Raw genomic sequence first — 23,212 nt, 5'->3', positions numbered from 1 at the left:
CACCATCCCCCACCCCGCTATGCACAAAGCAATACACGGGCCGCTGGTTCCCGGCATGTACGTCTAATCACAGCGCACAAAAACAATACCCGGGCCGCATCTTCCAGCAACCCGGGTAACAATGTTCCGCCGTGTTTAACGGCTTGATATCATCAGATATTATTCTTCTTCAATTCGCTCACCGCATAATCTGCCGCACGCGCCGTCAACGCCATGTAGGTGATGGACGGGTTCTGGCAGGCGGAAGATGTCATGCACGCGCCGTCTGTGATGAACACGTTCTTCACCGCATGCACCTGGTTAAAACCATTGAGCACGGAGGTTTTCGGGTCGCGGCCCATGCGCGCGGTGCCCATTTCGTGGATGCAATGGCCCGGAGGCGGCATATCGTCGCTGCCGCCCACGTTTTGCAGGCCTGCGGCTTCGAGCATTTCCTTCGCGCTTTCAAGCATGTCTTTACGCATCGCCATTTCATTCTCACGGAAATTGCAATCAATATCGAGCGTAGGCAGGCCATACACGTCTTTTTTCTCTTTATTGAGGCGCACGGTGTTGTCTTCGTAGGGCAGGTGCTCGCCCCAGGCGCCAATCCACATCCCCCAGTTACCGGGCTCCAGCTGACCGTCTTTAAACGCGGCGCCGATGCCGTCCATCTGGCCCGCACGGCCACGGCTTGCGCCGCCCTGGTAACCGAAACCGCGCACGTAATCTTTGCGGCGCGTGCTGTCGCTGATGTTGCGGAAACGCGGGATGTAAATACCGTTGGCCCTTCTGCCGTACACGTATTGGTCCTGCAGCCCGTCGAACGAGCCCCCCGCGCCTACGCCGAAGTGGTGGTCCATCAGGTTGCGGCCCACCTGGTCGCTGTCGTTCCCCAGCCCCGTCGGGAAGCGATTGCTGACGGAGTTGAGCAGTATGGCGGTAGTGCCTAATGTGGATGCATTGATGAAAATGATCCTGGCGTAGTATTCCATCACCTGTTTGGTTTCCGCATCCATGATGCGTACGCCTTTGGCTTTTTGCGTGCTTTCGTCGTAGATCACTTCGAGTACGATGGAATACGGGCGGAGGGTGAGATTGCCCGTTTTCGCGGCCGCCGGCAGCGTTACGCCGTTGCTGCTGAAATACCCGGTGAACGGGCATCCGCGGGCGCAAAGGTCGCGGTACTGGCAGGGACCGCGGTCGTGCAGCCCCTTGGTGAGATGCGCGGCACGGCCAATCGTCATGATACGGTCCTTGTATTTTTCTTTGATGCGCGCCGCCACGTGTTTTTCGAGTGCGTTCATTTCCATCGGCGGCAGGAACTCGCCGTCAGGCAGTTGGGGCAAACCTTCCGCCTGCCCGCTCACGCCGGCGAATTTTTCCACGTAGCTGTACCAGGGCGCAATGTCTTTGTAACGGATGGGCCAGTCTACGCCGTGCCCGTCTTTGGCGTTCGCTTCAAAATCGATGTCGCTCCAGCGGTACACCTGCCGGCCCCACATGAGCGAGCGGCCGCCAACGTGGTTGCCGCGCAGCCAGTTGAAGGGTTTTATTTCGTTGTACGGATTTTCCTTGTCGTTCACCCAGAAGTGCTGGGTGGTTTCGTCGAAAGCGTAGCAGCGGCTCTGGATGGGATGTTTTTCTTTCATCTCATTGGTCTGCCAGCCACGATGCTCCACTTCCCAGGGAGCAAGATTGGCGGTCGTATAGTCTTTCACGTGCTCCACGTTCCTGCCTCTTTCCAGCACGATGGTTTTGAGCCCCTTTTCGCACAGTTCCTTCGCGGCCCAGCCGCCGCTGATGCCGGAGCCCACGACAATGGCGTCATAGGTGTTCTGTTGGTCTGCTTTGATGTTCAGGTTCATCTGTTTTCAATTTTATGGGCGGCTAAGCGCGGGTTAAAAGAAAAGAGCCGCAGCAAACAGCGCGGCTCTTTCGTAAATGGTATTATCAAGCCGTTATGATCAGATATTGCCTTTCTTCAGTTCTTTCACGGCGTAGTCCGCAGCGCGGGCTGTGAGGGCCATGTAAGTGAGGGAAGGGTTCACGCAGGAAGCGGAGGTCATGGCGGCGCCGTCGGTTACGAACACGTTCTTCACGGCGTGCATCTGGTTCCAGCCGTTGAGCACGGACGTTTTCGGGTCTCGGCCCATCCGCGCGGTGCCCATTTCGTGGATGGCCATACCGGGATATGAGCCCCTGTCGTATGTTTTCACATCCTTGATACCGGCAGCTTCCAGCATTTCGGCAGCATCGTTCATCATGTCTTTCCGCATCTTCATTTCGTTCTCCTTGAACTCGGCGTGGAAGCGCAGCACCGGCTGGCCCCATGCGTCTTTCACGGATGTATCGAGCGCCACGTAGTTGTCTTCGTAAGGCAGGCACTCCCCGAAACCGCCGATGCCCATGCTCCACTGGCCGGGCTCGGTAAGCATTTCCTTGAAGTCTTTGCCCACACCCAGTTCAGCCACGCCCCTGCTCCATCCGGAACGGCTCGCGCCGCCCTGGTAGCCGAAGCCGCGCAGGTAATCGCGTTTGTCGTTGCCGATGTTGCGGAAACGGGGAATGTAGATGCCGTTCGCACGTCGGCCGTAGAAGTATTTATCATCGTACCCTTCCGCGATGCCGGACGCGCCGTTGCGGAAGTGGTGGTCCATCAGGTATTTGCCCAGCACCCCGCTGTCGTTGCCGAGCCCGTTGGGGAAGCGGCTGGAAGTGGAGTTGAGCATCACGAAAGTAGAACCCAGGGTGGAGCCGTTGATGAAGATGATCTTCGCATGGTATTCCACCATTTGTTTGCTCACCTTGTCGATCACACGAACGCCGGTGGCTTTGCCCAGCTTCTCGTCGTAGATCACGGAGTTCACGATGGAATCGGGACGCAGCGTCAGGTTGCCGGTTGCCATGGCGGCGGGCAGGGTCGACGACTGCGTGCTGAAATAAGCGCCGAAGGGACAGCCCCTGCTGCACAGGTTGCGGTACTGGCAGTTGGTACGGCCGGGCAGCGGTTGCGTGATGTTGGCCACACGGCCGATGGTCATGATACGGCCTTTGAATGCCGCTTCGATCCTCGCCTTTACATCTTTTTCCACGCAGTTCATTTCCATGGCAGGCATGAACTGCCCGTCCGGAAGATGCGGCAGCCCTTCTTTCTGGCCGCTGATGCCGGCGAAGCGCTCCACGTAATCGTACCAGGGCGCGATGTCGCTGTAGCGGATAGGCCAGTCTACGGCAATACCGTCCTTGGCGTTGGCTTCGAAGTCGAGGTCGCTGAGGCGGTAACTCTGGCGGCCCCACATGATCGACTTGCCGCCTACGATATCGGGACGGTACCAGTCGAAGCGTTTATCTTCCTTGTAAGGGCTATCACTGTCTTTGATCCAGTATTTTTCGTTGTGCTCGCTGTACGGGTAATCGCGCTGCAGCTTTTCGTGCGTTTTTTTCTGTTCTTCGGTGATCCGGCCGCGGTGGGCGAATTCCCAGGGATCTTTGTTGGCGGTTTCGTACTGGCCGTGTTTGAGGTCTTTACCACGGTCGAGCATCAACACTTTGAGGCCTTTTTCGGTCAGCTCTTTGGCAGCCCAGCCGCCGCTGACACCGGAACCGATCACGATGGCATCATACGTGTTCTGGTCCTGCGCTTTTATATTCAGGTTCATTACTGTTACGTTTAAGAAGTTGGAAAAATTAAGCCCATGCCTTGTCGCCTTTTTTATAAGGCACACAACCTTCGTACTTTCCGGGTACTTTCACGTAGCGCAGCGCTTTGGTGGCGCCGGGCTCGGACGTAAAGTAGCCCAGCAGCGTGAGCTCCTTCAGGTACTGGAAATAATGCACAGGGTCACCTTCCTTTTTGTCTTTGCGTTTGTTGTAGTCCACCCGCTCCTTATCGATGGCGGTCAGCAATTCGGTGCGCTGCTCCGGCGTAATGTCGACAAACCCTTTGGAGAAGCGTTTTTTGCTCTCGTCGTTGATTTTGTCGAGGCCGTCGGTGAAAACTTTCTGGGCTTTTTCATCGTAGCAGTCGCCCACCATTACCAGTATAAACTCATCCACCTTGGCCGCTTTGGCGCCGGGCGTAGACGTTTCCGGAATGATTGTTTCGGCGATCTCAGCCAGCAAAGCCTTGGTTTCAGGCGTTTGCAGCGTATAGTTCTTGGGCCCGGAGCTACAACCCTCCAGTGCCGCTAACGTGGAAGCGGAAAGCGCTGTTCCCATAAGGATAGCCACATTCCTGATAGCGTCTCTTCTGTTCATAATTTGGTAAGTTGATTTGACCTTCCCGGTAAGTTTCGAAAAAAAATCGAGAATCCAAAATAATTTGCCCCCCGGAGAACATTAATGTGTAAAATTAACACGAAGCAGGCCTAAAACAGAAAGAGACGCCAATATTTGCGTCTCTTTCTGTTTGGATAATATTTTTTAAGCTTAGTTGCCGGAGGCGGTTTTACCCTGCGCCAGGTGCGGCGCGTTTTGCTGCGGCGAGGTGTACACGTATTTGCCCTGGCCGTTCACCATCACCACCGGCAGTTTGCGGTGTTTTTCGAAGTAGTCGTACGCGGCTTTCAGGTTCAGCCAGAATTTCTGCGATTCGTTATCGGCCAGCGATACGCTGCCGAGGTAATCCATCGAGCGGGAATTGCCGAAGCGCACCGGGAACACATGCACGGGAATAAAATCCTGTCCGTTGTTTTTGGCATGCACGGCCAGCAGGTATACTTCTTCGATAAAATCGTCGGTCAGCGGGATACACCCGATGGTCAGGCAGCTGCCGTGGATATAAATATCGCCGCCGGGCTTTTTCTGGTCGCTGAGGATTTTATCGGAATAGTTCGGATAGTTGATACCAAGTGAAAGGTGGAAGCTGCTGTTGGGGTTAAAATCGTTGATATAATAGAACCCTTCCGGCACCTGGCGGTCGCCTTCTTTCCTTTTCGGCCCCATCCGGCCGGATAGCGAACAAACGCGGTAGGTCTTCAGCAGTTTGAAAGTATCGGTCACGTTGTTACGCACCCAGATCTCCAGCTCGCTGTCGAGCTTGAAGGAACGGATGTATATCTGTTTTGCCGGATAAGCGATGCCTTTTTTCGCAAACTCCTGTTTAATGTTTTCTTCTTTCTCACGGAACGCTACGCCTACCCTCGGGAACATTTTCTGGTTATCGAGGAACGACTGTTGAGCCTGAACATTCATAGCGGCCATGAGGGATAAAATGCCAATAATAATACGCTTCATATACTGATACTTTCCTAAAAATTATACCAGGAAATAATATGCCAGGTAGAATAATACAAATGCAAAAACAACATATAATATCGACCCGACCTTCCTGTTTGCAATACGCAAAATATAATGCTGCTGGCCTGCGAACACCAGGTAGGCGGTCAATAACTGAAAAAGTCCTGCCAAAATGAATAAATACCCGAATAATTCTCTTAAATCCATAAATATTAACGTCAAATTTAACGATTTTAGTGGGTAAAGCGGCCCAAAACAGGGTAAAAATTTGATTTTTAAACGGCCGTAAGGGCCTATTCCAGCGCCGGGACCGCCACAGGCCGATCATTTGACACCAACGTGTGAGCCCTCTCCTCCCACCTTTCCGCTATCGATTTTTTACTATTTTGTATCGCATGATCAGACTTTGTTTCACCATCGCCGCAGCCGGGATGGTTTTCAGTCAGGCCACCCCTTCCCCCGGCCTCCCTCCCGCTACCAACAGCACCGCCTATCAACTGGTATGGGCCGATGAATTCAATACGGACGGCAGGCCCGATCCCGCCAAATGGGACTATGAGCACGGCTTTGTCCGCAACCGGGAACCGCAGTGGTACCAGCCGGAGAATGCCTCCTGCAAAAACGGCTTACTGATCATTGAAGCCCGCAGGGAGAAACATAAAAACCCCGGCTACGAGGCCGGCAGCACAGACTGGCGGCGCAACCGCGAGTATGCGGAATATACCTCCTCCTGCCTCATCACAAAGGGGAAATACGACTTCCGCTACGGCAAAGTAGTGATGCGCGCCAAAATAGATGTGCGCAAAGGCATGTGGCCCGCCTTCTGGATGCTGGGCAGCAACCGCGGCCCCATGCACTGGCCGGCTTGCGGCGAGGTAGACATCATGGAGTTTTACCGCGGCCACCTGCTGGCCAACGCCTGCTGGGAAGGCAGTAAAGAACCGGCCTGGGATATGCAGCAATGGCCCGTGGATAAATGGGGCGGCGAAACCTGGGCGGCGGCTTTTCACGAATGGGTGCTGGAATGGAACGAACAGCAAATGGTGATTTCGGTAGACGGCCTCGAGCTCAATACCATCGACCTCACCCAAACCACGAATCAAAAACAAGGGAACAACCCCTTCCACGAAAACTTCTACCTCCTGCTCAATGTAGCCCTCGGGCAGAGCGGCGAAGAAATCCCCGACAGCCACCTGCCGTCACAGATGCTCGTGGATTATGTGCGGGTGTTCCAGAAAAAATAAGATCTCTATAAACGTAAAAAAGGACCGGATCGCACCGGTCCTTTTTTTTATGCAAGGCATTGCGGGGCAAAGAATAATCTGCGCCTGCATCATCAGCAAAAACTGTTGCGACCGGCTCCTTCCCCGCCAATGCATCCCGGCTTTTTACAAAACGCCAGCCGGTCAGTTCGGATACGAATCGGCCGGGATGGAGATCGTCGTATTCAGCGAAGGCGACGGCCCGCTGAGCAGGGTCAGCAGCACATCACCGTCGGGCGTTACCGTGGCCACCCAGCTTCGGCCGGATTCGCTGAAAAAATTGTATTCGCCCGCCGTGGGCAGGCAGCCGCCGGAAATAGTGGCGATGCGGGTGTAAGACCAGGGGCCGGAATGATTCGTATTCTTCACCACCAGGTTGCTGTACGTGGTCGTGGCGCCGTTGGAAGCGATACTGCCGCTGATCAGTTCCCAGTTGGGCACGGCGTTAAAGGAACAGGCACGGAGCAAAGGGGCAAACGAGGAAAAACACAGCAGGGCCACAGCCATGGCTGCAAGGGACAACATTCTTTTCATAACTACGGGTTTTGATTTGGGTAATAAAGGGTTTAAACCTGAAAATGTTCACTGTCTGCAAAAGCACGGGATAACAGTAAGATACAAAAGTCCGGGCAAAAAAACACCCGGAAAAATCCGGGCGTATTGATCGATTCGTGTAGTTGTTGTAACGTTCAGTCGTCTGAGATTATAAATTTCCCCGCAGCGCCTGTTCCCTTTCAATGGATTCGAACAGCGCCTTGAAGTTGCCTTTACCGAAAGATTTTGCGCCTTTGCGCTGGATGATCTCGAAAAACACGGTGGGCCTGTCCTGCAGCGGTTTGGTGAAGATCTGCAGCAGGTACCCCTCGTCGTCGCGGTCTACCAGGATGCCCAGTTTTTGCAGGGGCTGGATGTCTTCGTCGATCTTGCCGACGCGCTCGAGCAGGGTTTGATAATAAGAATCGGGGACGGTCAGGAACTCGATGCCCCTCTTCTGCAATTCGCTCACGGTGTGCACGATGTCGTTGGTGGCGATGGCCACGTGCTGTACGCCGGGCGCACCGTAATACTCGAGGTATTCCTCGATCTGTGATTTTTTCTTGCCTTCGGCCGGTTCGTTGATGGGAAATTTGATGCGCCCGTTGCCGTTGCTCATCACCTTGCTCATCAGCGCGGAATATTCGGTGGAAATATCCTTGTCGTCGAACGACACCAGGTTGTGGAAGCCCATCGTTCTGGCGTAGAAGTCCACCCAGGTGTTCATTTCATTCCAGCCCACGTTGCCCACGCAATGATCTACGTACTGCAGGCCCGTTTCTTCGGGATTGTAGCTGCTCTTCCACTCGCGGTAGCCGGGCAGGAACAGTCCTTTGTAGTTTTTCCTTTCCACGAAGATGTGCACGGTATCCCCATAGGTGTGGATGCCGCTGCGCACCACCTCGCCGTGCTCGTCTTTTTCGACAACCGGTTCCATGTAGGGTTTGGCGCCCCTTTTCACCGTTTCCTCGAAAGCCAGGCGGGCATCGTCCACCCAGATGGCCAGTACCTTCACCCCGTCGCCGTGCGCATCGATGTGCCGGGCAATATCGTTGCCGGGGCGCAGCGGCGTGGTGAGCACAAAACGGAGTTTGTTCTGCACCAGTACGTAAGAGGCGCGGTCTTTCACACCGGTTTCAGGGCCGGCGTAGGCGAGCGACTGAAAACCGAATGCCGTTTTGTAAAAATGCGCCGCCTGCTTGGCGTTCCCTACGTAAAACTCCACGTAGTCGGTGCCGTTCAGCGGCAGAAAATCCTGCTGGTTTTGCGCAGGCCTGGGTATTACGACTGCACTGTTCATAATGGTAAGATTGTTTTGGTAATGATGGTTTTTGAACGATTGTTTGGTGTTGATGTTGTTGTATCCTTCATCGCCTTACACTAACTGCAAAGCGTATAAATGTTTATTGATAAAATCGATTTCTTCCGGCGCCAGTTGTACGTCGATGGCTTTGGCGTTCTGCACGGCCTGTTCCGCGTTGCGCGCGCCTACCAGGGCCACGGTGATGCCGGGGCGTTCGATGGTCCAGCGGATAACGAGCTGCGCCAGGGTGGCGTTTTTCTTTTCCGCCAGCGGTTTGATCAGTGCCAGGAAGGCATTGATGCGGGCGATGTTATCGGGCTGGTAGAACTTTGTGCCTGGGCGGTGATCGCCTTCGCCGAAGGCATGGCCCGGTTTGATCTTGCCGGTGAGGATGCCGCGCTGCAGCGGGCTGTAGGCGAGGATGCCTTTTTTGTTGTCGATGCAATACGGCACCACTTCCTTTTCGATGGTCCTTTCCACCATGCTGAACGGCACCTGGTTGGAGGCGAGTTTCACCACACTGTCCGCCCGCTTCATCTGCTCAACGTTGTAATTGCAAACGCCGGCGGCGCGTATCTTGCCCTGTTCCTGCAACCGCAGCACCGCTTCGAAGGTTTCTTCGATGGGGGTGGTTTCGTCGGCCCAGTGGATCTGATACAGGTCGATATAGTCCGTGCGCAGGCGGCGGAGGCTGTCTTCGCACTCGCGTATCACGCTTTCTTTACCGGAATATTTATAGATATCGATGTCCTGGTTGCTATTGTTTTTGCTTTTGAAATAAAACTGGCCTTTGGTGCCTTCCCAGGTAAGGCCGAATTTGGTGAGGATCTGTACTTTGTCCCGGGCGATGCCCTGCAAGGCTTCCCCCACGATTTCCTCGCTGGTGCCCTGGCCGTAAATGGGTGCCGTGTCGATCGAGGTTACACCCTGATCGATCGATGCGCGGATGGCTTCGGTAGCGTCTTTTCGCTCCGCGCCGCCCCACATCCATCCGCCGATAGCCCAGGCGCCGAATGTGATGGCCGATACCTGCAGGTTGCTTTCTCCTAATTGTCTGTATTCCATGCTTGTTATATTGGTATAAGATTTATTCCGCCCAGCTCATCACGTATTGTTTGTCTTCGATGTCCAGCGCCTGCCGTGTGATCTGCAGGGGATGGAAGGTATCCACCATCACCGCGAGCTCTTTCGTTTCTTTGGCGCCGAGGCTTTTCTCCACCGCGCCGGGATGCGGCCCGTGCGGGATGCCGGCCGGGTGCAGCGTGATCATGCCGCGGGTCACGTGTTTACGGCTCATAAAATCGCCGTCCACATAATACAGCACCTCATCGCTGTCGATGTTGCTGTGGTTGTACGGGGCGGGTACGGCCAGCGGGTGGTAATCGAACAGGCGCGGGCAAAAAGAACATACCACGAAGTTGTGGCCTTCGAATGTCTGGTGCACCGGCGGCGGCTGGTGCACGCGCCCGGTGATGGGCTCGAAATCGTGGATGGATAACGCGAAGGGATACTCGCAGCCGTCCCAGCCCACCACATCGAAGGGGTGATGGCCGTAATGGATGGGATACATGATGCCCTTCTTTTTGATGAGGATGATGAAGTCGCCCGCCCGGTCGATCGTTTCAAGGTCTTTCGGCTGCCGGATGTCGCGCTCGCAGAACGGCGAATTCTCCAGCAGCTGCCCGTAGGGGCTCAGGTACCGTTTCGGGAAACGGATAGGACTGAACGATTCCACGATGAACAGCCGGTTCTGCGTATTCGAAAACTCCAGCTGGTAGATGGTGCCGCGCGGGATCAGGAGATAATCGCCATACCCGAATTCCAGGCGGCCGTATTGTGTATGCAGGATGCCGCTGCCTTCGTGCACGAACAGCAGTTCGTCCGCATCCGCGTTTTTATAGAAATAGTCTTTTGTGCTTTGCTGCGGCGCCGCCAGTGAAATATGGCAGTCGCTGTTCACCAGCACCGGTTTGCGGCTTTTCAGATAATCCGCCTCCGGCTGGATAGAAAAGCCCTGGAAGCTGCGGTGTTTCAGCATCTTTTCTTCCGCCACTTCCGGCATCACGGCATACGGCTCCCCTACTTTCACGATTTCAGTGGGCGGGTGGCAGTGATACAATAAGGAATAGTGCGAAGAAAAACCCTCCGTCGAAAAAAGCTGTTCGGAATACAGTTGGCCATCGGGCTTACGGAACTGCGTATGCCGCTTGTGCGGAATCTGCCCGAGTGTATGGTAGTGAGGCATAATAACGTTTTGAATACAACAAATAACTGCCCGAATGGATGCAGGAAAAAGGTAACAAGATTGTTATAAAAGGGAGGACGGACGGGTTACAACGTCGAATCCATGGCCAGGGTGGCCATGAGGAAGCAATAATTGCTCTGGTTTTTATATGTCAGCGAGGAATGCATGATGAAAACCTGCGTTAAAATTAGGGTATTTTTTGAAACAGCGATACAATTTTTTGTAATTTGACTGCAACCCAATACCTGTATTATGTGGAAACGCCTCTACCATGCCTTTTCCGGAACCCTGGAGTTATGCAACCGCTACTATAAAGAATGGAGCGGCGCCAGTCTCGTTTTCAGCCGTGTTTTCCTGGTGCTGGGCGCCGTTTTTTCATTTATTATCTTTTTTGGCCTTGCCGTTGTATTTGAGCCCGAATGGCTGAATATCCCCGGAGAAGGCTACACCCTGATGGGCTCGATAGAACATGCGGTCAACCTGGGTTTCGGCATCCTGTTTATGAGTGCGGGCATACTGGCTGGCTGCATCCGCCCTCAGTTGAAGAATGGCAGGCCGTTCACTTCTTTTGAATCCATATCGAAATCCATCCCGGGAGCAACCTGGAATCTGTACCTGGTAGCGGTCCTCACTGTCACCGTTATTTACTACTTCAACCAAGAAATAAGCTTTAACCGGTTCAGACCTGGCGAAGAAGAGAGCGCCGGTGTTTTCAGGAATATCAGCGCAAGCGCGTTCAAACCCTGGTTAAGCAATATTGCGGACGTTACCTATTCGTTGTTATTATGTTTTTTTGCCGGAATGCTGTATTTCAGAACCAGCCGCCTGCCGGTTTCAATAATATACCGTCCTGCATTCTTCACGCTGCTCGTCGCCGGGTACGCCTGCCATCTGCTCATTGGCTCGGCCTACCTGGTTATATACAAGCTGCTGCTGCAGCCCGTGCTCATATTGACGGGCAATATATGGGTAAATTTCACCATCACAACGGTAGTGAGAGCGTTTATCTATGTAAATGCCGTACTATTCGTGAGTTTTCTCGTTTACAGGATATTCACGCAGGATGAAGACGTCCTCGATATCGGAGAGGAATAGAACGAGTCCCGATGCCTGCATCCCGTCCGCTGAATGATGCTTTTGGGGCCCAAAACACCTCTCGCCTGGCATTTGACCTTTTTCGGCCATCCCCCGAAACCCGCCATCCTCCTCCGATCCTTCACCCATCCTCCTGTGATCCTCCTGTCAAACACCTTCAAATCCGCCAGGGTCGTGAACAGCACAGGAGAATCACAGGACAATGACAGGACAAACACAGGAGGATCACAGGAGGATGGCAGGAGGATAAGACACCCCTCCGTTTAGAAATTTTCTAATTTTTTACAATACCGTTTGTATTTTCGTTTTAAATTTTGCACCTTTGTAATGCAAAAGTCATAAAAACGATAGTGCGTATACACAATTCACATATTATCCGTAATGCTTCCATCTCCACCGGAGCTGCCCGCACTATTACGACCACCACGATTACAACCCCATCGCGGGGTTAATTTTCTCATATCGTCCACCGGCCAGGTAACTGGTACTCTTCAGGCAAGGTTGCCTCATCTTCTGATTCAATATTTCCATTCATGCAAGTTTTAAAATTCGGCGGTACTTCCGTAGGCAGTACCCAGGCCATAGAACAGGTTTGCCAGATCGTCGCCAACTATAAACGCAAAGGAACCCTCGCGCTGGTGGTATCCGCCATGAGCGGCACCACCGACAAACTGATACAATGCGGCCAGCTGGCCGGCCTCCAGCAGGAACAATACAAAAGTTTATTGCAGGAGATCGAAGACCGCCACCTCGATACCATCCGCGGCCTCTTCCCTATCACCATGCAAAGCAGCCTGCTGAGCCAGGTGAAAAAACAGCTCAACCAGCTGGAAAGCCTGTGCGACGGCATTTTTCAGGTAGGCGAGCTGAGCGCGCGCTCCCTCGACAAGATCATGAGCTTCGGTGAACTGTTATCGTCCTGGATGATCGCGGAGAAACTCAAACAGCTGGGTATTTCCGCCGCATGGAAAGACAGCCGCGAGCTGATCGCCACCGACGCGCAGTTCGGGCACGCCCTCGTAGACTTCGATACCACCGACCACCAGGTTACCAGTTACTTCCAGCATCAGAACGCCGCCGTAGTGGTATTGCCGGGATTCATCGCCGCATCCGCCGGCAAGGAAACCACCACCCTCGGCCGCGGCGGCTCCGATTATACCGCCGCCATCGTGGCCGCAGCCATGGACGCCAGCGTACTTGAAATATGGACCGACGTGAGCGGTATGATGACCGCCGACCCGCGCCTCGTGCCGCAGGCCATTCCCATCCCCCGCATTTCTTATGAAGAGGCCATGGAACTGTCGCACTTCGGCGCCAAAGTGATCTATCCGCCCACCATTCAACCGGTGATGAACCGCCGCATTCCCATCTGGATCAAAAACACTTTCGCGGCGGACGATTACGGCACGCTGATACAGGACAACGGCGAAAAAACCTTCCCGGTGACCGGCATTTCCGGCATCCAGAAAATAGCGCTGCTCACCCTCGAAGGCAGCGGCATGGTGGGTATTCCCGGCTTTTCCAAACGCCTCTTCGACGCCCTGCTCCGCGAAAAAGTAAACGTCATCCTCATCACCCAAAGCTCGTCCGAGCATTCCATTACCGTAGGCGTGCATGAAGACGATATGCTGAAAGCCAAGGTGGGCATCGACAGCGAGTTCGTGCAGGAAATACACGACAAGCGCATCGAGCCCCTCATCGTGGAAAAAGACCTTGCTATCGTAGCGGTAGTGGGCGATAACATGAAGAACCACCACGGCATGAGCGGCAAGCTGTTCGGCGCACTGGGCCGCAACGCCATCAACGTGCGCGCCATCGCACAGGGCAGCACCGAAAAGAACATCTCCGCCGTGATCAGCAAAAACGACGTGCGCAAAGCGCTCAACGTGATACACGAGGTGTTCTTCGAAACCGAAACCCGCCAGATCAACGTGTTCGTGGCCGGCACCGGCAACGTGGGCGGCAAGCTCCTGGAACAGCTGCAATTGCAGCAGGCTTACCTGCTCAAGGAACTCGGCCTTCAGGTGCGCATCATCGCCCTGGCCAACAGCCGCAAAATGCGGTTTTCCGAAAGCGGCATCCAGCTCGATAACTGGAAAGAAGAACTGGAAGCCGGACATGAGATGGACCTGGAACAGTTCATGCAGCGCGTGCAAAGCATGAACCTGCGCAACAGCGTGTTCGTGGACAATACCGCCAGCGAAACCGTTGCAGGCGTTTACAGTACTTTCCTGCAGCATGGCATTTCGGTGGTGACCTGTAACAAGATCGCCTGCTCGTCCGAGTATAACAATTATAAAAAACTGAAAGACCTCGCCCGCAAGTTCAACGCGTCGTTCCTCTTTGAAACCAACGTAGGCGCAGGCCTGCCGGTGATCAACACACTAAACGACCTCATCCGCAGCGGCGACAAGGTGCAGACCATCGAAGCCGTGCTGAGCGGCAGCCTCAACTTCGTGTTCAACCATTTCGTGAACGGCGCCAGCTTCCGCGAAGTGGTGAAAGCGGCGCAGGACGAAGGGTATACCGAGCCGGACCCGCGCATCGACCTGAGCGGGAAAGACGTGATGCGCAAGATCCTCATCCTCGCCCGTGAAAGCGGCGCCGTGCTGGAGATGGACGATATCACCAATCATTCTTTCCTGCCCGCCGGCAGCCTCGACGTGAAAGACGTTCCGGCTTTCTACGAGCAGCTCAGCGTGCATGCGGACCATTTCAACAACCTGCTGAAAGCGGCCGCCGAAAAGGGCGAGCGCCTCAAATTCGTGGCGCGGTACCATAACGGCGAGGCATCTGTAGGCCTGCAGTCGGTAGGCCCCCAGCACCCGTTTTACCAGCTGGAAGGAAAAGACAACATCGTGCTGTTTACCACCAGCCGTTATTCCGCGCAGCCTTTGATCGTGAAAGGCGCCGGCGCCGGCGCGGACGTTACCGCCTCCGGCATATTTGCAGACATTATCAGAACCGTTCGATAAAAACCATATGAGCCAACAACACAAAAAATCCGTGAAGGTATTTGCGCCCGCCACTGTGGCCAATGTAGCCTGCGGTTTTGACATCATAGGCCTGGCCCTCGACGGGGTGGGCGACGAAATGGAGCTCCGCCTCGGCGATACGCCCGGCGTGCGCATCACCGCCATCGAAGGCGCCGACCTTCCGCTGGAAGCCGCGCAGAACGTGGCCGGCGTAGCCCTGCTGGCCATGCTGCAGGAATACGGGCAGCCGGAAACGGGCATCGAAGTGGTGATACGCAAGCGCATCCAGCCCGGCAGCGGCATCGGTTCCAGCGCAGCCAGCGCGGCCGGCGCGGTAGCCGGCGCCAACATATTGCTCGGCAACCACTTTTCCCCCGAAGAACTGGTGCCCTTTGCCATGGAAGGCGAACGCCTCGCCTGCGGCACACCGCATGCGGACAATGTGGCCCCCGCCATCATGGGCGGCTTCACCCTCGTGCGCAGCTACCAGCCGCTGGACGTGATCCGCCTGCATACGCCGGCCGATCTGTGGGTAACCGTTATCCATCCGCAGATCGAGGTAAAAACTTCCGACGCCCGCGGCATCCTCAAACAGCAGGTGCTGCTGAAAGACGCCATCCGCCAGTGGGGCAACGTAGGCGCACTCGTGGCCGGCCTCTACCGCGAAGACTACCAGCTCATCAGCCGTTCCCTCGAAGACGTGATCGTGGAGCCTATCCGCGCCATCCTGATACCCGCTTTTTACGACCTGAAACTGCGGTGCAGGGAAGCGGGCGCGCTCGGCGGCGGCATCTCCGGCAGCGGGCCTTCCGTGTTCATGCTCAGTAAAGGCGAAGAAAACGCCCGCAACGTGGCGGCCATGATGGAACAGATTTACGCCCCGCTGGGTGTGGATTATAAAATTTATGTGTCCCGGATAAGCACTTCCGGTGTAAAAGAAATGTAACATGCAGTACTACAGCTTACAGAACCACCAGCACCAGGTTTCGTTCCGGGAAGCCGTCATCCGCGGCCTCGCGCCCGATAAAGGCCTGTACTTCCCCGTGGAGATACCCAAACTGGGCAAGGCGAATTTTATAGAGCGGCTGGAAGAATACGACCCGCTGTACATTGCCTGTAAAGTCATACAGCCTTTCGTGGGCGACGACATCCCGGAGCACCACCTCAAACAGATCATCCGCGACACCCTGTCGTTTCCCTTCCCGCTGCGCGAAGTGGAGGAAAACGTGTATGCACTGGAGTTATTCCACGGGCCTACCCTCGCGTTCAAGGATGTGGGCGCCCGTTTTATGGCCGGCTGCCTGGGTTATTTCCGCCGTGGCGACGAACAACCCGTCACCGTGCTGGTAGCCACTTCCGGCGATACCGGCGGCGCCGTGGCGGCGGGCTTTTACGACGTGCCGGGCGTGGAAGTGGTGATCCTCTACCCTTCCGGCAAAGTGAGCGAGCTGCAGGAAAAACAGCTCACCACCCTGGGCCGCAACATCCGTGCGCTGGAAATAAACGGCAGCTTCGACGATTGCCAGCGGATGGTCAAAACCGCTTTCCTCGACGATGAGTTGCAGGCCCACCGCCCCCTCACTTCCGCCAATTCCATCAACGTGGCCCGCTGGCTGCCGCAGATGTTTTATTATTTTATGGCGTACCGCAAGGTAAAACAGTGGAAAAAAGAAGCCGTGATATCCGTGCCCAGCGGCAACTTCGGCAATATCTGCGCCGGCATGATGGCCGCTGCCATGGGCCTGCCCGTAGCGCACTTCATCGCTTCCACCAACGTCAACGACACCGTGCCGCGCTTCTTCCGGAACGGCGAATACGAGCCGCTGGCCGCCATCCCCACCCTGTCTAACGCCATGGATGTGGCGGACCCCAGCAATTTCGTGCGCATCCTCCAGCTGTTCGCGCAAAACGAGCGCGCGCTGAAAGCCAGCCTTACCGCCTACAGCTTCACCGATGCCGAAACCGTGGCCGTCATGGAAAAAGTGTTCGCCGAGCGCCAGTACCTGCTGGAACCGCACGGCGCCGTGGGCTACCTCGGGCTTAAAAAATACATGCAGCAGCATCCCGGCCATACCGGCATCTTCCTCGAAACGGCACACCCCGTGAAATTCACGAACGTGATGCCCGACAGCCTGAAAGAGAAAGTGGAGGTGCCCGCCCGCGTGCAGCAACTGTTCAGCCTGGAAAAAAAATCGGTGCGGATGGATGCCGATTACAATAAAATGAAGGCCTGGCTCATGCAGGCGGATTGAAGTTTCTTTTATATGTTTGCGGGTAATGAAATACTTACCCGCTTTATGGATATTACTGGTGTTTTTTGCGTCCTGCCAGCCCGCTGTGCAGGAGCAAAAAAACACCATCCCCGATACCGACTCCCTCGCCACCGCCATCAACAATATCAAAGCCGATCTGCAGGTAAAACCCGGCGATCCGGAACTGCGCCTCTACCTTGCCAATGCGCTGGCCGAGCACGGCGAATATGCCGCGGCCGACAGTGTGGCGGCCCTGCTGGAGCAGGACAGCGCCCAGGGTTTCCAGGCGCATTACGTGCGCGCCTTCATCGCCCTGCAACAGAAAGATACCGCCGCATCCATCCGCCACCTCTCCGCCGTCATCACGCTCAAAGGCAAAGCCAGCGAATACGAGGCCGTGATGATGAACGCCGACCTGCAGCTGGCGAAAGGCGCCGCCAAAGACGCCTTGCCATACTACCAGCTTGCCGGCACGATCGATTCCGCATCGGCGGAAGCGCTGTACGGAACGGGGAAATGTTTCGAACAGCTCCACAATCCGGCGAAAGCGGCTGCCGCCTACCAGCAGGCCATCCTCCGCAACCCTGCGTACAGCCCCGCTTATATTGCGCTGGGGTTGCAGGAAGAAGCGAAAGGCCGCGCGGAAGCCGCGCTGCATTATTTTAACCAGGCGGCCAAAGCGGATCCGACGGACGCCGACGCATTTTATCATCGCGGCAGAACCCTGCTGGCGGCCGGCAACCGCCCCGCCGGTCTCGACGACCTCACCAAAGCGCTCTCGTTCCGGAAAAACTTCCCGGCCGCAAAAGCCTTGCTCGATTCCGCGGTGGCCAACAATATTCAGTAAGTTTGCATAGCATAAATCATCAGCCCTTGGAAAAGAAAACACCTGTTATCGCACCCTCCCTGCTTGCCGCCAATTTTCTCGAACTGGGAAAGGAAGTAGACATGATCAATCACAGCGAGGCCGCCTGGCTGCACCTCGACGTGATGGACGGCCGCTTTGTGCCCAACATCAGTTTCGGCCTGCCGGTGATCGCGCAGCTGTCCAAAGTCTGCAAAAAGGTCTGTGATGTGCACCTGATGATCGAAGAACCTGAAAAGTATGCGGCGGATTTCGCTAAAGCGGGCGCTCAGATCCTGTCCGTGCATATAGAGGCCTGCCGCCACCTGCACCGCAACATCCAGCAGATAAAGGGGCTGGGCATGAAGGCGGGCGTGGCCGTGAACCCGCATACGCCCATTCACCTTCTCGAAGATATCATCGGCGACGTGGACGTGGTGCTGCTCATGAGCGTGAACCCCGGCTTCGGCGGCCAGCACTATATCGAACATACATACACGAAAATAAGGCAGGTGAGGAAAATGATCGATGAATCGGGCTCGAAGGCCCTCATCGAAATAGACGGCGGCGTAACCCTCGGCAATGCGGCCGCCATCGTGGAAGCGGGCGCCGACGTACTGGTGGCCGGCAGTTCCGTATTCGGCGCCAAAGACCCCATCGCCGCCATCAGCGCACTGAAAAACGTGATTACTTCGCCAGCTGTAAAATAACGTCCTTGCTCAGCGGTTTGGTGAGATAACCGTCCACAAAAGAGAAAGCGTTGACCCGCTCCCGGTCTTTTTCATCGATAGAGGAAGTCAATACGTACACCCTGATTTTACCGGGCAGTTTGTCGCGCACCGCAGCAAACGCTTCCAGGAATTCCCAGCCATCCATCACCGGCATGTTCAGATCGAGCAGGATGAGGTCGGGAAGTGCCATGGGGTCGTGCAGGTTGGAGCTGATATAGTCCAGCGCATCCTGTGCGTCGGAAAACCGGCTCACGGATTCGGATATGTTCAGTCGCTGCAGCATGATCTCGGTGATCTGCTGGTGAATGGGGTCGTCGTCGACTATAAAGATCGAGCGTAACGGCTTCATAGAGTTTCTATTCGGGTCTGAAGGTAATGATAAATTTGGTTCCTTGCCCCAGACTGCTTTCGGCGGTGATGTTACCGCCCATCGCTTCAATCTGGCTTTTGGTGATAAAAAGTCCTATTCCTTTCGCATCCCTGTTTTTATGAAATGTTTTTCTGAACCCGAATAATTTGTTCCCGTACCGTTCCATGTCGATGCCGATACCGTTGTCTTCCGCCGTCAGCACCACCCCTCCGTCGCACACCTTGCTCCTGAAATGCACGGTGGCCTTGCGTTCCGGCGAACGGTACTTGATCGCGTTGGTCAGCAGGTTCTGCAGGATGCTGTCGAGGTAGATGCGGGGATACTCCAGGTCCGGCGCCTCCGTGAAATCCGTGGTGATGCGGATGCCGCTGGTTTCGATGTCTACGAACAGGATGTCTTTCACCTTCTGCAGCCGGTCCGAAAAAGCCAGACGTTCCCGTTCCACGTTGAGGTCTTTCCGTATCTGCACGATCTCTATCAGGTCGTTCAGCGTTTCGTCGATGTTGCGGATCACTTCCCCGAACATGTTGCGGTACAGCTCTTTTTCCTCCTCCCCGTCCGTTTCATGCATGATCTGCATGAGCGCCTTCAGGTTCGCGATAGGCGCGCGCAGGTTGTGGGACGTGATGTGCGCGAAATCCTCGAGCTGTTTGTTCTGGTTCACGAGGTACTTGTTCAGCGACGAAAGCTGGTCGTTGGCCTTGCGCAGCTCCCGCTGCATCTTTTTACTGTCGGTGATGTTGCGGGTGAAGATCGAGATGTTCCCGTCCTGCATCGGCGCCAGCAGGAATTCGTACCATTTGTCCGGCGCGGGCAGGTAGTTGGAAAACGATACGGGCGCCTGCAGCTCCATGCACTGCTGCACGCGCGCATGGAAGGTGGAGCCCACCAGCATGGGGAACACTTCAAAAATGTTCCGGCCGATCACCTTGCCGTGGTCCACGATTTCCTGGGCCTTGCGGTTGATGAAGTTCACCTTGCCGTCTTTATCCATCACGGCGTACCCCATATCGATCGTGTCGAAAAAGAGCCGCATCAGCTCGGTGTTGCGCGTGAGCTGGTGTTTGATCTTGTATTGTTCGGTGATGTCCTGTATCACCCCGTAAATGCGGATGATGCGGCCGTTGCGGTATTCCGGTTTACCGATGATGCGGGCCTGCAGCAGGTTGTTGCGGGCGGTGTGCACGGTCACCTGCAGGTCGAAGGCCTTGCCGCGCTCCATACAGGCTTTGAAGGCCTGTTCGATCTTGATGCGCGATACTTCCGTGAAGAACGACAGCGCCTTTTCCATGGTCATGGCGGCGTAGGGCGGCAGTTCGTGGATTTTGTACGTCTGCGCGCTCCACCGCATGTTGCGGGTGAGCATGTCCACTTCCCAGCCCCCGATCTTGCCGATCTCACCGGTCTGCGTCAGGAACTCGTGCGTTTTGTTGTTTTCCAGCTCCTGGCGTTTCTTTTCCGTGATGTCGTTCACCAGCGCCACCACGATCTGGTCTTTGTCTACCGGGTCTTCCACGGGGAACATGGTGAGGTCGAGGAACACTTCCCCTTCGTGGCTGCCCGGGTGGGGCGGCAGGAAGTCGATTTTCTTTTCCAGCCGCACCATTTTGCCGTGCTGCAGCACCTGGGCGAAGAGGCGGTCGAGCTCAAACAGCTTTGAAAACGCGTCGTGATTGAGGCTTCCCCCCATGCCCTGGCCGGGCGCTTCGTGGTGGAAAAAGCGGCGCTGCGTCTGGTTCACCCGGCGGATGAACCCGAAGCTGTCGAACTGGATATATCCTACCGGCAGATGCTCCACGATGGCCTGCAGCATACGCTCGCTTTTTTCGAGGCTGAGCTGGGCCAGCTTCCGGTCGGTGATTTCGTTGAGGGTGAGGAACAGGCAGGATACCTCCCCCTTGCCGTCGAGCACGGGGAAGCCGGTGGTTTCGTAATACAGGGGCTGGATGCGGGTCACGTTCCCGTACACCACTTCGCGGTACTGCAGGTACATTTCCTTTTTGACCGGCGTTTTGAGGCGCTTCACTTCCGCCAGCAGGTCGTTCAGGCCGTTGCGGGCATTGATGGGGTCCGCAAAGACATTATAGGGCTGACCGTTGACGGCCGGGTGATCGCTGCCCAGGATGCGGCGCTGGGCTTCGTTCATATTCCGGTGGCTGCCTTCCGGCGTCAGTTCGTGGAGGCCCAGGGGGAGGTTTTCCAGCACGCTGCGGAAAAACCGTTCGTTTTCGCGGGCTTCCACTTCCTGCTGTACGTTCCGGATGATCATCAGCACCATTTCCGTACGGCCGTTTTCGCAGCAGAGCGGGCTGAAACTCACCTGGTAATGGACCAGGGGGCTCCCGAACGCCAAAGTGATATTGAAACGCTCGCCGGTAAGGGCGCGTTGACAGTTAAGCAGCAATAGTTCGGCGAGACGGGGATGAGCGTCACAGATGACGTGCAGGCTGTCCCCCTCCTTCAGTTCGACTCCCAGGTGTTGTTGATGGTCTTCTGCGAAGGCGCGGTTGACGGAAACGAGCCGGAGCTGCGGGTCGAAAACGACCACCGGGTCCGGCAGGGCCTCCACTACCTGGTGTAGCAGGGCATTGTTCATGGAACGCTTCAATTTGGCATAGGCACTTGGATGCCGCCAAAAATAACAATTATATTATACAAAATCATGTTATCAATGGGAGATTCGCAGTATTTCAAAAAATTCACACGGGTATTCTTGGGGAGCGTGCCTACTTTAAATATCTTTGGACCAGGAAACAAACAGACCATTTTTTACGTTAAATTATAGCAGGTTAAAAATCAAGTAACAGGATGAAAGTATTAATACTCATGGGCTCCGAGAGCGACAAACCCGTAATGCAGGAATCTCAGAATTATTTACAGTTTTTCGGTATTGAAAGTGAACTGATCGTGGCATCCGCCCACCGCAACCCGGACAAGGTGCGTGAGCTGGTGATCAACGCACAGCCCCAGGGGTATGGTGTGATTATTGCGGCAGCTGGTATGGCGGCAGCCTTACCGGGTGTTGTATCGGCTTACACCTCCCTTCCCGTACTGGGTGTTCCCCTCGACGGTGGACTGCCCGGAGGCATCGACGCCCTTTATTCAATTGTACAAATGCCCGCCGGCCTGCCTGTTGGCACCCTGGCAGTAGGAAAGGCCGGCGCCAGGAACGCAGCAGTACTGGCCGCACGTATACTCGCTCTCAGCGACGCAAAGGTTGCCGAACGCGTAGAAGCGTTCAAACAGAACGGATACCGGATTTAGGACATCTTTTCCCGGGCGGGCTCCCGCCCGGTTCATCATGTTCAGATCCGAAATGCAGAAACTTAAATCGAACCGCACTTGACAGAATCGATCATTAACCTTGAGAATGTGAACCCCATTGAATTTTTCGGGGTGAACAACGGAAAACTGGACTTGTTGAAAAAGAAGTTCCCATTGTTGAAAATCTTAAGCCGGGGCACGCAGATCAAGCTGTCCGGCGCCCCTGAAGAGGTGGCCACGGCGAAAGAAAAAATAGGGCAGATTGTCAGTTACCTGGAACGGAACGGCCACCTCAGCGAAAATTATTTCGAGCAGATACTGGGTGACGAAGAAGGAACAGGCATCGACCATTTTAAAGACCGTAACCCGAACGAGGTGCTGGTATTCGGCCCCAACGGACGAACGGTAAGGGCGAAAACGGCCAACCAGAAAAAGATGGTGGCCCTGGCGGATAAAAACGACATCGTTTTCGCCATCGGCCCTGCCGGTACCGGTAAAACCTATACCGCGGTGGCCCTGGCCGTAAGAGCCCTCAAAAACAAGGCTGTCAGAAAGATCATTTTAACCCGCCCCGCGGTGGAAGCCGGCGAAAGCCTCGGTTTCCTGCCCGGCGATCTGAAGGAAAAGATCGATCCCTACCTGCGCCCCCTGTACGATGCGCTGGACGACATGATCCCGGCCGACAAGCTCAGTTATTTCATGACCAACCGCATCATCGAGATCGCCCCGCTGGCTTACATGCGCGGCCGTACGCTGGACAATGCCTTTATTCTCCTGGATGAGGCGCAGAACTCCACCGACCTCCAGATGAAGATGTTCCTGACCCGTATCGGGTCGTCCGCCAAGGCCATCATTACCGGCGACCTTACCCAGATCGACCTGCCCAAAAACCAGAAAAGCGGGCTGGGCAAAGCCACCCGTATTCTCCGGAATATCGACGGTATCGGGTACCTGGAACTGGACGAGGAAGATGTGGTTCGGCACAGGCTGGTAAAGGCCATCATCAAGGCTTACGACGCAAACAAGGAAGAGCACAATTAACAGTATATTAACAGCCGTTATTGTAAGTTGCGCAATTGAGCGATTCCTGCTAATTTTGATAATGACAATTAACTTT

General features: G+C 55.2%; 19 protein-coding genes. 9 read left to right on the top strand and 10 right to left on the bottom strand.

Features of this window, described 5'->3' with window-relative positions:
• Positions 1-152: 152 nt before the first annotated feature.
• From EGT74_RS25815 to EGT74_RS25800, 4 genes are all read right to left on the bottom strand, one after another.
• Positions 153-1,847 carry a GMC oxidoreductase gene (locus tag EGT74_RS25815; protein WP_123849502.1) on the bottom strand — a complete coding sequence of 565 codons (1,695 nt, stop codon included), beginning with the start codon at positions 1,845-1,847 and terminating at the stop codon, positions 153-155.
• A gap of 99 nt (positions 1,848-1,946) precedes the next feature.
• The gene (locus EGT74_RS25810; RefSeq protein ID WP_123849501.1) at positions 1,947-3,641 is read right to left on the bottom strand and encodes a GMC oxidoreductase; all 1,695 of its coding nucleotides are present in this window, start codon (positions 3,639-3,641) and stop codon (positions 1,947-1,949) included.
• 28 nt (positions 3,642-3,669) lie between these two features.
• Positions 3,670-4,239 (bottom strand): gluconate 2-dehydrogenase subunit 3 family protein, encoded by a 570-nt coding sequence (locus EGT74_RS25805; protein ID WP_123849500.1) that lies wholly within the window; start codon positions 4,237-4,239, stop codon positions 3,670-3,672.
• A gap of 171 nt (positions 4,240-4,410) precedes the next feature.
• On the bottom strand, positions 4,411-5,217 hold the full coding sequence (locus tag EGT74_RS25800; RefSeq protein ID WP_123849499.1) for a L,D-transpeptidase family protein: 807 nt from the start codon (positions 5,215-5,217) through the stop codon (positions 4,411-4,413).
• A gap of 398 nt (positions 5,218-5,615) precedes the next feature.
• Between EGT74_RS25800 and EGT74_RS25795 the strand changes: the two genes are divergently transcribed.
• A complete protein-coding gene (locus tag EGT74_RS25795; protein WP_220392970.1) occupies positions 5,616-6,464 on the top strand; it encodes a glycoside hydrolase family 16 protein in 849 nt (282 codons plus the stop codon).
• A gap of 162 nt (positions 6,465-6,626) precedes the next feature.
• Here EGT74_RS25795 and EGT74_RS25790 read toward each other — a convergent pair whose 3' ends face one another.
• The 4 genes from EGT74_RS25790 to EGT74_RS25775 form a co-directional block, all read right to left on the bottom strand.
• Positions 6,627-7,016, bottom strand: coding sequence for a hypothetical protein (locus EGT74_RS25790; protein ID WP_123849498.1), 390 nt, complete (start codon positions 7,014-7,016; stop codon positions 6,627-6,629).
• Positions 7,017-7,185: 169 nt separating this feature from the next.
• The gene (gene hppD / locus EGT74_RS25785; RefSeq protein WP_123849497.1) at positions 7,186-8,316 is read right to left on the bottom strand and encodes a 4-hydroxyphenylpyruvate dioxygenase; all 1,131 of its coding nucleotides are present in this window, start codon (positions 8,314-8,316) and stop codon (positions 7,186-7,188) included.
• 75 nt (positions 8,317-8,391) lie between these two features.
• Complete coding sequence (locus EGT74_RS25780) at positions 8,392-9,384, bottom strand: aldo/keto reductase (protein WP_123849496.1); 993 nt, start codon at positions 9,382-9,384, stop codon at positions 8,392-8,394.
• A gap of 22 nt (positions 9,385-9,406) precedes the next feature.
• Positions 9,407-10,564 carry a homogentisate 1,2-dioxygenase gene (locus tag EGT74_RS25775; RefSeq protein WP_123849495.1) on the bottom strand — a complete coding sequence of 386 codons (1,158 nt, stop codon included), beginning with the start codon at positions 10,562-10,564 and terminating at the stop codon, positions 9,407-9,409.
• A gap of 252 nt (positions 10,565-10,816) precedes the next feature.
• Here EGT74_RS25775 and EGT74_RS25770 point away from each other — a divergent pair, with 252 nt between their 5' ends.
• The 6 genes from EGT74_RS25770 to rpe all read left to right on the top strand — a co-directional run bounded on the left by EGT74_RS25770 (position 10,817) and on the right by rpe (position 18,440).
• Positions 10,817-11,659, top strand: a complete 843-nt coding sequence (locus EGT74_RS25770) for a hypothetical protein (RefSeq protein ID WP_123849494.1) — start codon at positions 10,817-10,819, stop codon at positions 11,657-11,659.
• A gap of 533 nt (positions 11,660-12,192) precedes the next feature.
• Complete coding sequence (thrA, locus tag EGT74_RS25765) at positions 12,193-14,634, top strand: bifunctional aspartate kinase/homoserine dehydrogenase I (RefSeq protein ID WP_123849493.1); 2,442 nt, start codon at positions 12,193-12,195, stop codon at positions 14,632-14,634.
• Positions 14,635-14,641: 7 nt separating this feature from the next.
• A complete protein-coding gene (locus EGT74_RS25760; protein WP_123849492.1) occupies positions 14,642-15,580 on the top strand; it encodes a homoserine kinase in 939 nt (312 codons plus the stop codon).
• A gap of 1 nt (position 15,581) precedes the next feature.
• On the top strand, positions 15,582-16,886 hold the full coding sequence (gene thrC / locus EGT74_RS25755; RefSeq protein ID WP_123849491.1) for a threonine synthase: 1,305 nt from the start codon (positions 15,582-15,584) through the stop codon (positions 16,884-16,886).
• A gap of 25 nt (positions 16,887-16,911) precedes the next feature.
• A complete protein-coding gene (locus EGT74_RS25750) occupies positions 16,912-17,733 on the top strand; it encodes a tetratricopeptide repeat protein (protein ID WP_123849490.1) in 822 nt (273 codons plus the stop codon).
• A gap of 26 nt (positions 17,734-17,759) precedes the next feature.
• On the top strand, positions 17,760-18,440 hold the full coding sequence (gene rpe, locus EGT74_RS25745; RefSeq protein ID WP_123849489.1) for a ribulose-phosphate 3-epimerase: 681 nt from the start codon (positions 17,760-17,762) through the stop codon (positions 18,438-18,440).
• On the opposite strand, the gene EGT74_RS25740 is transcribed toward rpe, so the two are convergent.
• Both EGT74_RS25740 and EGT74_RS25735 read right to left on the bottom strand, forming a co-directional pair.
• Positions 18,418-18,810 carry a response regulator gene (locus tag EGT74_RS25740; protein WP_123849488.1) on the bottom strand — a complete coding sequence of 131 codons (393 nt, stop codon included), beginning with the start codon at positions 18,808-18,810 and terminating at the stop codon, positions 18,418-18,420. The genes rpe and EGT74_RS25740 overlap by 23 nt on opposite strands.
• A 7-nt stretch (positions 18,811-18,817) precedes the next feature.
• Positions 18,818-21,427 carry a PAS domain-containing protein gene (locus tag EGT74_RS25735; RefSeq protein ID WP_123849487.1) on the bottom strand — a complete coding sequence of 870 codons (2,610 nt, stop codon included), beginning with the start codon at positions 21,425-21,427 and terminating at the stop codon, positions 18,818-18,820.
• Between the two features lie 212 nt (positions 21,428-21,639).
• Between EGT74_RS25735 and purE the strand changes: the two genes are divergently transcribed.
• Together purE and EGT74_RS25725 are read left to right on the top strand one after the other, a co-directional pair.
• Complete coding sequence (purE, locus tag EGT74_RS25730) at positions 21,640-22,095, top strand: 5-(carboxyamino)imidazole ribonucleotide mutase (protein ID WP_123849486.1); 456 nt, start codon at positions 21,640-21,642, stop codon at positions 22,093-22,095.
• 78 nt (positions 22,096-22,173) lie between these two features.
• Positions 22,174-23,136, top strand: coding sequence for a PhoH family protein (locus EGT74_RS25725; protein ID WP_123849485.1), 963 nt, complete (start codon positions 22,174-22,176; stop codon positions 23,134-23,136).
• Positions 23,137-23,212: the final 76 nt, after the last annotated feature.

This window comes from Chitinophaga lutea (assembly GCF_003813775.1).
Lineage (GTDB): Bacteria > Bacteroidota > Bacteroidia > Chitinophagales > Chitinophagaceae > Chitinophaga > Chitinophaga lutea.
This window is presented reverse-complemented; position numbering and strand designations above follow the sequence as displayed.